Below are 12,937 nucleotides of genomic sequence, written 5' to 3'. Positions count from 1 at the left end.
TTCACAAGCGGGGCCGCAACGGCCAACTGAATCTGCTGCTCGTTCCCTTCGGGAACAGTTGCGCAGTGGTCTGTGAGACTATCCCGGCAACAACCCTTTTTGTGAAAACGTATTTTGAAAACGACCGCAGTCGTTTTCAAAATACAAATCAAAAAAATCTATTCCTATAAATATGCCCAGAGCAGCGCGGAGGGCATTTAAAATTGTTTTATCTGTAATTACAGATTATTTGCAAAGCTCTGTGCGGTGCAGAAGGCGATCTGCAGGTTGTAGCCGCCGGTATAGGCATCCACATCCAGCACTTCGCCTGCAAAGTAAAGGCCCAGCGCCTTTTTGCTCTGCATAGTTTTGGGGTCCACCTCCCGCACGGACACGCCGCCGCTGGTGATCACCGCGTGGGCCAGATCGCCACGGGCATCAACGGACACCCGCCAGTGCTTCATCAGCTGCACCAGCTTCCTCTTCTGCTCCCGGGTGATCTGGTTGGCCTTGGTAGCCGGGTCGATGCCCCAGCGCGCCACCATCACCGGCTGCATACTGGACGGCAAAAGCTTGACCAGTGCGCCCTGCGCCGCGTGGTTTGCCAGCAGGGCAAAATCCCGCGTGATGCGGTCATAAAGCTGCTCCTCGCTGAGAGCGGGCTTGAGGTCGATCTCCGCATGATACTTGTGTTTTTTCATGTCGCCCAGATGGCTGGATGCGCTCAAAGTCAGCGGGCCGCTGATGCCAAAATGAGTGAACAGCATTTCGCCCTGCTCGTCAAAAATGGCCTTGCTGTCCTCGAACAGGGTCAGGGTGACGTTTTTCAGCGCCAAGCCCATCATCTTTTTGCAGTCCGCGTCATGGCTCACAAGACTGACCAGACTGGGCACCGGCTCGATGAGGGTGTGCCCGGCCTGCTGGGCCAGTTTGTAGCCGTCGCCGGTAGAGCCGGTGGTGGGGTAGCTCACGCCGCCGGTGGCCACCAGCACGGCATCCGCCCGGTACTCCCGGCCGGAGGTGCCCCGCACACCGATGCACCGCAGTGCCGGACCTGCCTTTTTCTTTTTGGGGTGGCGCGGGTTTTCCGGTGCGGCGGGAGCTGCTTCCGGCTCCGGTGTTACCTCTTCCAATAGCAGCTTTTTCGCGCCGTCATGCACGAGTTCAGCATCCTGCGCATAGCGCAAAAGAGCCTGCCGGATCTCCTCGGCCTTGTCCGATACTGGAAACACCCGGCGGCCGCGCTCCACCTTCAGCTCCACGCCAAGGCCCTCGAACAGTTCCATGGTCTTTGCCGGTGGAAAGGCCCCCAGCGACGAATACAGAAAGCGCGGGTTCGTGCGCACATGGCGCAGAAACTCCTCTGCCGGGCAGTCGTTGGTCACATTGCAGCGGCCCTTGCCGGTGACAAGGATCTTCTGGCCGGGCTTGTCCATGTGTTCCAATACCGTCACCTGATGCCCCTGCCGCACGGCGGCACCCGCCGCCATCAGTCCTGCCGCGCCTGCGCCGACGATCAATACTTTCGCCATCCGTTTTCTCTCCCATCGCCTAATAATACGAGTATATCATACCAGAATCGACACGCAAAAGCAATGTTCTGCCGTATTTCTGCCAATTACAACAGCTGGGCAAGGATGCTGTTCTGCACGATGAGACCCGCCGGGGTCAGGGCAAGGGTGCGGCCGTCAAAGCTTGCATAGCCCGCCCGGACGCAGTTTTGCACAAAGGCCAGCTGTGCGGTGGAAAATTCTTTCCCGTAAAGTTTTTTGTATGCATCCAGCGAAAGGCCTTTGCGCAGACGCAGCTGTAAAATAAGGTAGTCCTCTGCGCCGCAGCTGCCGTCCATCACCGGGGCGGCGGCATCGTTCAGGAAAGCGGCGGTGTCCGGCGGGTAGTAGAACCGTCTGCCGCCCATGCAGGAGTGCGCCGCCGGGCCAAGGCCCAGATAGTCGCCGCAGTCCCAGTAAATGAGGTTGTGTCTGCCCTCATAGCCGGGCTTTGCAAAGTTGGAGATCTCGTACTGTTTGTAGCCGTGGTGTTCCAGCTGTTCCACTGCATAAAGGTAAAAATCGGCGGCTTCATCGCCGGTGGGCAGGCCTTCGGGCGGATGTTTACCAAAGGCCGAATCCGGCTCGATCTTCAGCAGATATGCCGAAATATGGGTAGCCCCACCACCCTCGATCAGTTCCAGCGTTTCGTCAAACTCAGCTTCGGTGTAGTGGGGCAGTGCCAGCATGATGTCGCCGCTGATGTTCGCAAAGCCTGCCCGCCGGGCGGCGGCAAAGGCAGCCCGCGCCTGCTTTGCTGTATGCGGTCTGCCCAGCGTGCGCAGCTGGGTATCCCGGGCAGACTGCACCCCGAAGGAGATGCGGTTCACGCCCGCCTCCCGGAAGCCTGCAAGACTTTCTTCCGTCACCGTCTCCGGGTTTGCTTCCAGTGTGATCTCGGCCCCCGGCATCGGCCGGGCCGCATCGATCAGCCGTTTTGCCTGCTCCGGGCGCAGCAGGCTGGGCGTGCCGCCGCCAAAATAAAGGGTGTCCGGCTGCAGAGGTGCTTCCGGCGCAAAGCGGGAAAGCTCCCGCAAAAGAGCCTCCACATAGGCATCCGGCACGCCGCGCTCACCGGGATGGGAATAGAAATCGCAGTATCTGCATTTGGAAAAACAGTAGGGTATGTGTAAATAAAGCCCAAGAGACATACAATATCACAGCCTTTTTCATGAAACGTTCATTTCTATGCAGTATACTATATTCCGTAGACCGGAGCAAGGAAAAAGTGTTCCGGCAGAAAGAGACTGGAGGAGTCCCATATGGATTACAATTACAATGGTTACGATCGAGGCTACACGGAGCCTGCCATGACCTCGGCTGACTATATGAACCGCACCTATCGCTGGATGGCGGTAGGCCTGCTCATCACCTTTGCCGCGGCGTTCGTTACAGCCGCTACCCCGCTGCTGTACGTTGTCAACTCGCTGTATCTGGTGTTCACCATCGCAGAGCTGGTGCTGGTGTATGTGCTCAGCTCCCGCGTGCAGAACATGTCGGTGGGCGGTGCAAGAGCCACCTTCTTTGCCTATGCACTGCTCAACGGCATGGTGCTGAGCTACTACTTCCTGATATTTGATCTGGGCACCCTGGTGCTGGCCTTCCTTGCCACCTCGCTGTACTTCGGCCTGATGGCGGTCTACGGCACTACTACCCACAAGGATCTGTCCGGCTGGGGTCCCAAGCTGATGATGGGCCTGTTCGCGCTCATCATCACCGGCTTTGTGGGCATGCTGTTCGGCATGAGCTTCCTTACTACGGTGCTGTACAGCGCTGTCGGTCTGGTGGTGTTCATGCTGCTGACCGCCTATGATACCCAGAAACTGAGCCAGATGTTCTCCTACTACGCCTATGACGGCGAGCTGGCCGAGAAGGCTTCCATTTACGGTGCACTGACGTTGTATCTGGACTTCATCAACATTTTCCTGTATGTTGTGCGCCTGCTGGGCATGAACAGCCGCCGCCGCAACTGATTTTTGATCCGCAAAGGCTCTCCCGAAAAGGGAGGGCCTTTTTGTTTGGTAATATCATTTAGAATATCCTCCGCTTCGCTCTGGGTATCAACACAGAAGGCCACAGAGGGAAGATGCATTTTCCGGCTGCGGCCCTTCCTGTGAAAGTGCAGCCCAGCCAGACCCGCAGGTCTGGCTGGGCTGCTATATTACAAAATATCATTTCCTCTAAATATGCCCAGAGCAACGCGAAGGGCATTTAAATAAAAGAATGCATAAAACCTGCCCTGCTGTCCCACACTAAGCCCAGAAGCAATGCGTACACAATGCAGCAGATGGGAGTAACGACAATGGAGCAGATCAAAAAGTTTTTGCGCAGCAGGGGCTTTACACTGGCACTGCTGGCCTGTCTCGTCGCAGCCGCAGCGGCGGGCGTGTGGGCAGTGCGCACCGTGCGGGATGAACTGAAAAAGAGCTACGACGACCTGACGACCCCGCAGGAAGAACCTGCACCGGAGCCGCAGCTCACCCTTGACCCACAGGAGGACGATGTATGGCAGCAGCCCGTGACCGACGCCGCAGAATCTGCGGCAAATGTACCCAAGCCCGCATCCTCTGCGTCCTCTTCTGGGGCGCAGTCTGGCTCTGGTTTGGTGCACGAACCCTCCGCACTGCAGGGCGCATCCTCGCCTGCCAGCAGTTCAGCTGCGCCTGCCTCCACGCAGCCCGTCTCGGGCAGGGTCTTGAACGCCTACAGCGGCGATGAGCTGGTGTACAGCAGCACCCTTGGCGACTGGCGCACCCACAACGGTGTGGACTACGCCTGTGCGCAGGATGCGCAGGTGTGTGCTCCCGCCGCCGGTAAGGTGACCGCCGTGGACACCGATAGCCGCTGGGGCAGTGTGGTGTGCATCGAGGACAGCGCCGGGCACCTGTGGCAGGTGTGCGGCACTGCCGGCCCCACGGTGCAGACCGGCGATGAAGTGAGTGTGGGCCAGATACTTGGCCGTGCAGGCAGCATTCCCAACGAATGCGCCGAGGAGACGCATATCCATCTGGAAGTACTGCAGGGTGAGCAGTACCTTGACCCGGCAAAGCTGCTGAACTGATGCAGTTCGCCGTATCCCCTGCGTATTTTTCAGTAAAATATTCCAAGCAGCAAAAAATCGGAAAGGCCGTTCTGGTCTTTCCGATTTTTCATTCTATAGGATAGATGCAGGCTCAGGCATTTTCCAGCTCAACCACCGGCCAGCCCAGAAGGCGGATGGCTTCGCGGTCGTGGGTAGCCAGCAAGACAGGCTTTTCTCCGCAGCGCTCCCGCAGCAGAGCCGCAGCAGCGGCAAGGGTGTCCGGGTCCATGCCGGTAAAGGGTTCGTCTAACAGCAGCGTATCGCTGGCGGCCCACAAAGCCCGCAGCAGAGCCGTGCGGCGCTTCTGTCCGCCGGAAAGCCGTGCTGCAGGCAGGGCCAGTGCGGCAGCATCCATGCCAAACTGTTGAAAATCTTTTATGATTTGCTCCTTGTATTGTTCTGCACTGCCGGGCAATACCAGCGTCACGTTCTGCACAGCTGTCAGCTGCGAGCAGAGCCGGTCTTCCTGAAACACTGCTGCCACCCGGCCAACGCCCTGTACTATGCCAGAAGTGGGTTCTTCCAGCCCCATGAGGATGCGCAGCAATGTGGTCTTGCCCCAGCCGCTGGGTGCCCACAGTACCGCCGGGCCTTCCACCGTGAGGCAGAGATCCCGGAACAGCGTTTTCTCCCCGAACTGTTTTGTCAGATGCTCGATGGTCAGCATTGCGGCACCTCCCCGGTCACGGCGCGGGTCACGCAGTCCAGAAGCAGCAGGAACAGCTTTTCAAACCCGGCGCTGAGCAGGATGATCACAAACGTCCATGCGAACAGCTCTCCGGTGGAAAGGGTGATCTTGGCCCGGTAGAGTGCATCGCCGATGCTGCCATTGGGCAGGCCGATCACCTCAGCGGCAACACCGCTCTTCCAGCAGATGCCAAGGGCCACGCTGCATCCCTGCCGGAAGGCCGGCAGCACCGCAGGCAGCCACACCGCCCGCAGCCGTCGGCCCAGCGGAAGGCGAAACACCTTCGTCATCTCCAACAGCTGTGGGTCTGCGCTCTGGATGCCGGTGCGCACCGCACCGTACAGCACGGGCAGCACCATTAAAAAGCTGATGAGCACCGAAAGCGATGCCCCCCGCACCCACACCAGCGCCAGAATGATAAAGCTTGCCACCGGCGTGGCTTTGACCAGCTGCAGCACCGGAGCAAGCAGCACATCTGCCGTGTGCCACGCCTGTGCGGCCACAGCCAGCACGATGCTTACGGCCACGCCCAGCCCAAAACCCAGCAGAATGCGCCCGGAGCTGAAACCCACCCGCTGCCAGAACTCTGCCTGCGGCAAAAGCTGCAAAAGAGTGCGCACCGCCTGCACCGGCGAAACAAGGAACACCTCCTGTCCCACCGCCATGGCGGCGCACTGCCACACCGCCAGCCAGAAGGCTGCAGCAGCCAGCCGCTCAAAAAGTTGTTTGTGTTGGTTCATTGGTATTTTCCTTGACAATCCATTCAAAAAACACTATACTACAAATAGAAAAGGCGCTGCCCGCAATGGTCAGCTCCCTCTGGCTAGATCAAAAAGAATGACCGCACGAGATTGGGAGTCTGGGGCGGTCATTTCTTTTTGCCGTTGGAAATCGTCCATGTAATCTGGAACGTGACATAAATCGCTCCGCCAAGCAGCGAAAGCAACAATACGACCTGTTCAAACGTCATGAAGCATCCCCCCTTTCCGCTTTCGCGTTAGGGAGGCAAAAGAAATTTTTCGTCCCCTTCCGCGTTATGCCGAAGGGAGCTAGACCACCTGCACTTGCAGACAGCACCTTTACACCGCCTTTATGGGCGGTGCTTTTAGTTTAACATATTTCTTTGCTGGCTGCAATATTTGTACCATATTGTATAGTATAGCATTTTCCTTTCCAAACGCCAATGACCCATGCATCATGATGCATAAGAGCTTATCATGCCTGTCATTACTTTTCTTCATGTTTTTCTTTCTTGACATGAAATGCATAAAACGATAAACTGAACTGTATAAATCACTGTCATCTTTGATGCAGGAAAGAAATGAGGTGTCTGTCCTATGCAGAAGCTTTCCGGCAAAAATCTGCTTCTGGTCGGCTTTACACTGTTTTCCATGTTTTTTGGTGCAGGCAATCTGATCTTCCCACCGCATCTGGGCGCGCAGGCCGGTACCAGCCTCTGGCCTGCCTTTGCGGGCCTTGCCGTCAGCGCCGTCGGCCTGCCCATTGCGGGCGTGGTGGCTGTGGCACGGGCAGGTGGTCTGGATAAGCTTGCCGGCCGGGTGCATCCGGTGTTCGCCATGGTGTTCACCATTCTGGTGTATCTTTCCATCGGGCCCTGCCTTGCCATCCCCCGCACCGCCAGTACCTCCTTCCAGATGCTGGTGCCGCTGATAGGCGGCGGTACCGGGCTGCAGCTGGCCTACTCGGTGCTTTTTTTTGCAGCGGCCTTTCTGGTGGCGCTGCGGCCAGAAAAGCTTACCGACTGGCTGGGCCGCATCCTCTGCCCCTGCCTGATCGTGCTCATCGTGGTGCTGTTTGCCGGGTGTCTCATCCATCCGCTGGCGGCACACTACGGCACACCCAGCGCAGAGTACGCAGCCCTGCCCGCTGTGCAGGGCATCCTGTACGGCTACCAGACCATGGACACGCTGGCCGGGCTGAATTTTGGCGCGGTCATTGCCCTGAACATCCGCGCCCGGGGTGTCACAGAAAGCCATGCCGTGGAGGGCGGCACCATCCGGGCCGGTTTTATTGCAGGCGGGCTGATGCTGGTGGTCTACGCCATGCTGGGCCACGCCGGGGCCGAGACCGGCACGGTGTATCCGGGCCTTGCCACCGGTGCCGAGGTGCTCACCGCTCTGGCACAAACACTGTTCGGCCGGGCGGGCCTTGTGCTTATTGCGGCCATTTTTGTGATCGCATGCTTCAACACCTGCGTGGGCCTGATCGCCTGTGTGGGGCAGTATTTTCATCAGCTTCTGCCCCGCATCCCCTACCCTGCCATCGCAGCTTTTTTTGCTGTGGCCAGTATGCTGGTATCGAACCTCGGCCTTGCTGCCATCATCCGGCTGTCCACTCCGGTGCTGAACGCCATTTATCCCGCAGCCATCGTGCTGATCCTGCTTTCCTTTATGCCGGGCCTTGAAAAGCACCGGGCGGTGTATCCGCTGTGCATGGGCCTGACCGCCCTGCAGAGCATCGCCGCTGCGCTGCCGCTGGGGGCAGTATCTGCCGCCGCCAACGCTCTGCCGCTGGGCAGCATGGGCTTTGGCTGGGTGCTGCCTGCGCTGGCCGGGCTTGCAGGCGGGCTGCTTTTAAACAAATCTGATCTGCAATAAAATAACCTGAAAGGCCCGGTTCCCATGTTACAGGGAGCCGGGCCTTTGCTATTTACTGCAGTTTTTTGCGTTTTTCGTAGTCGTTCAGGGCGGCAAGCGCTTCCTTTGCCATGGGCACCAAGGCTATCATGTTGAAAATGGTCATCAGGCCAATGCCCACGTCGCCCAGATCCCACACCACCGTGTAGGCCTGCATACCGCCGATCACCAGCATGGCCAACGCGATCAGCTTATACACGGTCTGGCTCCACCAGTTGTCGCCGCACAGATAGGCCACATTGCCGCGGGCATAGTACAAAACGCCCAGAAAGGTGGAAAAGCTGAACAGCGCCAGCGTGGCCGCAATGAACACGACACCAAAGCCGCCCAGATGGTACTGCAGGGCAGTCTGCAAAAGGTCCATGCCCGCAAGTCCTTCTGTGATCTCCTGCGGCACCAGCAGCATCAAAAAAGCCGTGCAGCTGCAGATCACCACAGTATCGATCAGTACGCCCAGCGCCTGCACAAAGCCCATCTTGACCGGATCGTCGCACTCTGCGGCGGCAGCTGCACAGGGTGCCGAACCGCTGCCCGCTTCGTTGGAGAACAGGCCGCGCTTGACACCGTTCATCAGCACAGCACCAAAGCCGCCAGCCACGGCCTGCCGCAGACCGAATGCTTCCGCAAAGATGCGCCCGAACACCGCCGGGAGCTTGGGCAGGTTGAACAGCACGATGCCCACGGTGATGACAAAATAGCACACCGCCATGATGGGCACCATCACGTCCAGACTTTTCACGGTGGCATTCTTGCGCAGCACGATCACCGCCGCAATGGCCGTGAGCACCAGTGTGGTAGTAAGCGGCGGAATATGGAACGCATTTTCAAACGCGGAACTGACCGAGTTAGAGATTACCTGACTGATGCCGCACCAGCAGATGAGACCAGACACCGCAAACAGCGCCGCTACCACAGAGCGTTTGAGCTTTTTGCCGCGCCTGCGCTCCGCCAGCACATGCAGATAGTAGGCCGGTCCGCCGCGCCAGCCGCCGTACAGCGGGTCGGGCTGGCGGTATTTCTGGGCAAGGGTGGATTCGATAAAGGAGGTGGACGCACCCAGAATGGCAGTGACCCACATCCAGAACACCGCACCGGCACCGCCTGCAGAAACAGCGGCCACCACGCCCACCAGATTGCCCATGCCCACGCGGGTAGCGGTGGAAATGACCAGCGTCTGGAAGGAGGAAAGGCCGTCCCTGCCCTGCTTTTTCTCGCACACGGCGGCGATCATATCCCGGAACAACCGCACCGGCAAAAGACGGGTGCGGCAGGTGAACCAGATGCCCGCCGTGAACAGCAGCACCACCATGAAGGAAATGCCGATGCCGCCGCCCAGCGGGATGGTGAATAGATCGCCCCACAGCAGGCGATAGACGGATTCGATAAGATTTACCAGCAAGGCAGATTCCTCCTGTAGATCAATGGAATGAAGACGATAACTTCATTATAGTACAGTACAGAAGAATTGTAAAATCTAAAATATTGATAGAAATAATCGATGGAACAGGATAACTTGACAAATCACATAGCTTCGATTATACTACAAACAGAAGGGGCGCTGACTGCAAAGGTCAGCTCTCCATCCCGTTAGTCAAAAAGATTGACCGCTCGAGTTGGGGAACTGTGAGGCGGTCAATCTTTTTTGTTATCATCGCTTTTCATCTGGGAAAACTTTGCCATGACCTCAACGGTCAGACGGATCACATCCACGACCAAGCTCAACAACGCGAGAATGAACGTGAGCAATGCGAGAGTCTCCAGCAGATTCATTCGATATCCCTCCCTTCGCCTTCAAGGCTCCGGGCAGGGTACTTTCAAAAAAAGTTTCCTCCCGGACCTCTGCTTGTTCTATGTAGAAATAGAAAAACCAGCGATACGGGATAGAAAGCATGACCACCAATTTTGCAATCAGCGCCTTATTGTTATTTTAACACAATCTTTTGGGAATTACAACAAAAGCCGCCCGGCGGTCATACCGGGCGGCGGAGGAAGATGCGCGCTGCTGCGCGTAAAACAGAAGATTTTTACAGAATGTCGATGTACTCACCGGCCAGCGCCTTGTTCATGCTGCGCACGGCACAGAATTTGCCGCACATGCTGCAGGTGTCGCTGTGGTCGTCCTCCGGCAGGCGGGCATCGCGGATGGCCTTTGCGGTCTCCGGGTCCAGTGCACAGGCGAACTGTGCATCCCAGTCCAGCACACGGCGGGCATCGCCCATCTTATCGTCGATGTCCCGGGCGTGGGGGATGCCCTTGGCGATATCGGCGGCGTGGGCAGCGATCTTGGAGGCCACGATGCCCTGCTTCACATCGTCCACGTTGGGCAGAGCCAGATGCTCGGCGGGGGTCACATAGCACAGGAAAGCTGCACCGCTGGCGGCAGCCACAGCGCCGCCGATGGCAGCGGTGATGTGGTCGTAACCGGGGGCGATATCGGTGACGAGGGGTCCCAGCACATAGAAGGGTGCGCCCATGCAGATGCTCTTCTGCACCTCCATGTTGGCAGCCACCTGATTCAGGGGCACATGGCCGGGGCCTTCCACCATCACCTGCACGTTGTGTGCCCATGCGCGCTTGGTCAACTCGCCCAGACGCACCAGCTCCTCGATCTGGCACACATCGGTGGCGTCAGCCAGACAGCCGGGACGGCAGGCATCGCCCAGCGAGATGGTCACATCGTGCTCGGCGCAGATCTCGCAGATCTCGTCAAAGTGCTCGTAGAAGGGGTTCTCGTTGCCGGTCATGCTCATCCATGCAAACACCAGAGAGCCGCCGCGGCTGACAATGTTCATCTTGCGCTTGTGCTTGCGGATCTGCTCGATGGTCTTGCGGGTGATGCCGCAGTGCAGGGTGACAAAGTCCACACCGTCCTCTGCATGCAGGCGCACCACATCGATGAAGTCCTGTGCGGTCAGCTCAGCCAGATCGCGCTGGTAGTGGATGACCGAATCGTACACCGGCACGGTGCCGATCATCACCGGGCACTCGTGGGTCAGCTTCTGGCGGAAGGGCTGGGTGTTGCCGTGGCTGGACAGATCCATAATGGCTTCGGCGCCCATGTTGACGGCGCTCATCACCTTCTGCATCTCCACGTTGTAGTCCTTGCAGTCGCGGGAGACACCAAGGTTCACGTTGATCTTGGTGCGCAGCATGGAGCCGACACCCTCGGGGTTCAAACACTCGTGGTGCTTGTTGGCCGGGATGGCTACCTTGCCCTCGGCCACCCACTGGCGGATCTCCTCGGTGGTGCGATACTCTTTTTTAGCCACGATCTCCATCTGCGGCGTGATGATGCCCTTGCGGGCAGCATCCATCTGGGTAGTATAAGTCTGCATACGCTCTGTTCCTCCAAATGACAGTTTATCTCTGAACAGCAGGGTGCTGGTCATACAAGGGTAGGGAAAGGCAGCCGTCATTCAGAAAAAACAGAACGTTCTGGATGCCGGCACCTGCGCAAAATACGCTTTTCATGTTGGTTTTCTCCATGAATTTTATAACGCGGCCCAAGGTGGTGTCCCCGGTTTGCCGCAGGATCGGTCAGATGATCTGCTCCGACAGGGCTTTCAACTCTTTGCACTCGGTCTCGATGTCGTCTGCTGCAAAGATGGCGCTCACAAGGGCCACGCCATCCACACCGGTGCCCTTGAGCTGCAGGATGTTCTCCTTGTGGATGCCGCCAATGGCCACCACCGGGATGTCCACGGCATCACAGATGGCCTTCAGGGTCTCGTGGGGCAGAACATCCACATCGGTCTTGGTGTGGGTGGCAAAGGCCGCGCCCACGCCAAGGCAGTCTGCGCCATGCTTGACGGCTTCCCGTGCTTCCTCCACACTGTGGACGGAAACGCCGATCATCATTCCCTCGCCCACACGGGCGCGCACCTGCGCTGCGGCCATATCCTCCTGCCCCACATGCACACCTTCGGCATGGCAGCGGATGGCAATGTCCACATTGTCGTTCACAAAGAACGGCACGCCGTAGCGCTGGCACAGAGCATGGATCTCCACAGCCTCTTTCAGAAAGGCTTCGTCGTCCAGCTCTTTTTCACGCAGCTGCACACAGGTGACACCGCCCTTCAGGGCGCTCTCCACCTGTTCATAGAGGGTCTGCTTTCCCACCCATGCGCGGTCGGTGACGGCATACAGAAGCATGTTCTGCTTATCGCACTTCATAGTTTGCTCCTTCTTCCAGCTGATCCGGGGTCATATTGTAAATGGCATCGATGATATAATTGCGGTAGGTGGAGTTGCCGTCCAGCGGGGTCAGGCGCTTGTGGGCGGTCTCGCCCGCAAGGCCCATGGCGCACACTGCAGCTGCAGCGGCTTCCAGCGGATGGCCGGGGTTGGCGGTAACGAACGCCGCCGTCAGGGCCGAAAGCTGGCAGCCCGTACCGGTGATGCTGCTCATCATGGCATTGCCGTTGCGGATGCAGTAGGCTTTTTCGGCATCGGCCACGATGTCGATGGCACCGGTAATGGCAATAACGGCACCCGTCTGGGCTGCAAAGGCCTTGGCAAAGGCCACGGCACTGTCCAGATTGGCCTCAGTAACTTTATCGGCCACATCGGCATCCACGCCCTTGGTGGTTCCCGCGCCGGAGGCCAGCGTTTTGATCTCCGAGATGTTGCCGCGGATCACGGTGAACTTTACGTCCCGGAGCAGGCGGAAAGCCGTGTCGGTGCGCAGGCGGGATGCACCCGCACCCACCGGGTCCAGCACCACAGGATGTCCCAGCTGGTTTGCCTTTTTGCCCGCCAGCAGCATGCTGGTGATGGTGCGGCTGTTCAGGGTGCCGATGTTGATGTTCAGACCGCCGCAGATGGTGGTGATGTCCTCCACCTCGGCGGCATCGTCGGCCATGATGGGCGAAGCACCGCAGGCCAGCACCATGTTGGCGCAGTCGTTCACGGTGACGTAGTTGGTAATGTTATGGATGAGCGGGCAGGTGCGGCGGACATTTTCAAACTCTGTTTTGAACAT

At 58.3% G+C, this 12,937-nt stretch carries 12 protein-coding genes; 3 read left to right on the top strand and 9 right to left on the bottom strand.

All coding sequences use genetic code 11. The annotated features are described in order from the left end of the window. Positions 1–218: 218 nt before the first annotated feature. Positions 219–1,511 carry an NAD(P)/FAD-dependent oxidoreductase gene (locus GKG36_RS02570; RefSeq protein WP_154258971.1) on the bottom strand — a complete coding sequence of 431 codons (1,293 nt, stop codon included), beginning with the start codon at positions 1,509–1,511 and terminating at the stop codon, positions 219–221. A gap of 86 nt (positions 1,512–1,597) precedes the next feature. After that, a complete protein-coding gene (gene hemW / locus GKG36_RS02565; RefSeq protein WP_154258969.1) occupies positions 1,598–2,680 on the bottom strand; it encodes a radical SAM family heme chaperone HemW in 1,083 nt (360 codons plus the stop codon). A gap of 111 nt (positions 2,681–2,791) precedes the next feature. On the opposite strand from hemW, the gene GKG36_RS02560 reads away from it, so the two are divergent. Continuing rightward, positions 2,792–3,502, top strand: a complete 711-nt coding sequence (locus GKG36_RS02560) for a Bax inhibitor-1/YccA family protein (protein ID WP_097775049.1) — start codon at positions 2,792–2,794, stop codon at positions 3,500–3,502. A gap of 329 nt (positions 3,503–3,831) precedes the next feature. Beyond that, positions 3,832–4,590 carry a M23 family metallopeptidase gene (locus GKG36_RS02555; RefSeq protein ID WP_173012865.1) on the top strand — a complete coding sequence of 253 codons (759 nt, stop codon included), beginning with the start codon at positions 3,832–3,834 and terminating at the stop codon, positions 4,588–4,590. A 112-nt stretch (positions 4,591–4,702) separates the two neighbouring features. On the opposite strand, the gene GKG36_RS02550 is transcribed toward GKG36_RS02555, so the two are convergent. Together GKG36_RS02550 and GKG36_RS02545 are read right to left on the bottom strand one after the other, a co-directional pair. Beyond that, the gene (locus GKG36_RS02550) at positions 4,703–5,278 is read right to left on the bottom strand and encodes an ATP-binding cassette domain-containing protein (RefSeq protein ID WP_097781505.1); all 576 of its coding nucleotides are present in this window, start codon (positions 5,276–5,278) and stop codon (positions 4,703–4,705) included. Beyond that, positions 5,272–6,039, bottom strand: a complete 768-nt coding sequence (locus GKG36_RS02545; RefSeq protein ID WP_154258965.1) for an ABC transporter permease subunit — start codon at positions 6,037–6,039, stop codon at positions 5,272–5,274. Before GKG36_RS02545 ends, GKG36_RS02550 begins: the two co-directional genes overlap by 7 nt. A gap of 597 nt (positions 6,040–6,636) precedes the next feature. On the opposite strand from GKG36_RS02545, the gene brnQ reads away from it, so the two are divergent. Then, on the top strand, positions 6,637–7,917 hold the full coding sequence (brnQ, locus tag GKG36_RS02540; protein WP_154258963.1) for a branched-chain amino acid transport system II carrier protein: 1,281 nt from the start codon (positions 6,637–6,639) through the stop codon (positions 7,915–7,917). Positions 7,918–7,969: 52 nt separating this feature from the next. On the opposite strand, the gene GKG36_RS02535 is transcribed toward brnQ, so the two are convergent. From GKG36_RS02535 to thiM, 5 genes are all read right to left on the bottom strand, one after another. Continuing rightward, positions 7,970–9,355, bottom strand: coding sequence for an alanine/glycine:cation symporter family protein (locus tag GKG36_RS02535; protein ID WP_005943194.1), 1,386 nt, complete (start codon positions 9,353–9,355; stop codon positions 7,970–7,972). Positions 9,356–9,588: 233 nt separating this feature from the next. After that, positions 9,589–9,726, bottom strand: a complete 138-nt coding sequence (locus GKG36_RS14545; protein WP_165852596.1) for a hypothetical protein — start codon at positions 9,724–9,726, stop codon at positions 9,589–9,591. Between the two features lie 254 nt (positions 9,727–9,980). After that, a complete protein-coding gene (thiC, locus tag GKG36_RS02530; protein WP_044953845.1) occupies positions 9,981–11,291 on the bottom strand; it encodes a phosphomethylpyrimidine synthase ThiC in 1,311 nt (436 codons plus the stop codon). A 202-nt stretch (positions 11,292–11,493) separates the two neighbouring features. Beyond that, the gene (gene thiE, locus GKG36_RS02525) at positions 11,494–12,129 is read right to left on the bottom strand and encodes a thiamine phosphate synthase (RefSeq protein ID WP_097775043.1); all 636 of its coding nucleotides are present in this window, start codon (positions 12,127–12,129) and stop codon (positions 11,494–11,496) included. Next, a complete protein-coding gene (gene thiM / locus GKG36_RS02520; protein ID WP_154258961.1) occupies positions 12,116–12,937 on the bottom strand; it encodes a hydroxyethylthiazole kinase in 822 nt (273 codons plus the stop codon). The genes thiE and thiM overlap by 14 nt, the downstream gene beginning before the upstream one ends.

It is taken from the genome of Faecalibacterium sp. BIOML-A1 (assembly GCF_009679715.1).
GTDB classification, from domain to species: Bacteria; Bacillota; Clostridia; order Oscillospirales; family Ruminococcaceae; genus Faecalibacterium; species Faecalibacterium taiwanense.
This window is presented reverse-complemented; position numbering and strand designations above follow the sequence as displayed.

Excerpts from the sequence above, each read along its gene's own strand:
- GKG36_RS02545 (WP_154258965.1), bottom strand. The coding sequence starts at position 6,039 with ATGAACCAACACAAACAACTTTTTGAGCGGCTGGCTGCTGCAGCCTTC.
- GKG36_RS02570 (WP_154258971.1), bottom strand. The coding sequence starts at position 1,511 with ATGGCGAAAGTATTGATCGTCGGCGCAGGCGCGGCAGGACTGATGGCG.
- hemW (WP_154258969.1), bottom strand. The coding sequence starts at position 2,680 with ATGTCTCTTGGGCTTTATTTACACATACCCTACTGTTTTTCCAAATGC.
- GKG36_RS02560 (WP_097775049.1), top strand. The coding sequence starts at position 2,792 with ATGGATTACAATTACAATGGTTACGATCGAGGCTACACGGAGCCTGCC.
- GKG36_RS02555 (WP_173012865.1), top strand. The coding sequence starts at position 3,832 with ATGGAGCAGATCAAAAAGTTTTTGCGCAGCAGGGGCTTTACACTGGCA.
- thiM (WP_154258961.1), bottom strand. The coding sequence starts at position 12,937 with ATGTTCAAAACAGAGTTTGAAAATGTCCGCCGCACCTGCCCGCTCATC.
- thiC (WP_044953845.1), bottom strand. The coding sequence starts at position 11,291 with ATGCAGACTTATACTACCCAGATGGATGCTGCCCGCAAGGGCATCATC.
- GKG36_RS14545 (WP_165852596.1), bottom strand. The coding sequence starts at position 9,726 with ATGAATCTGCTGGAGACTCTCGCATTGCTCACGTTCATTCTCGCGTTG.
- brnQ (WP_154258963.1), top strand. The coding sequence starts at position 6,637 with ATGCAGAAGCTTTCCGGCAAAAATCTGCTTCTGGTCGGCTTTACACTG.
- thiE (WP_097775043.1), bottom strand. The coding sequence starts at position 12,129 with ATGAAGTGCGATAAGCAGAACATGCTTCTGTATGCCGTCACCGACCGC.
- GKG36_RS02550 (WP_097781505.1), bottom strand. The coding sequence starts at position 5,278 with ATGCTGACCATCGAGCATCTGACAAAACAGTTCGGGGAGAAAACGCTG.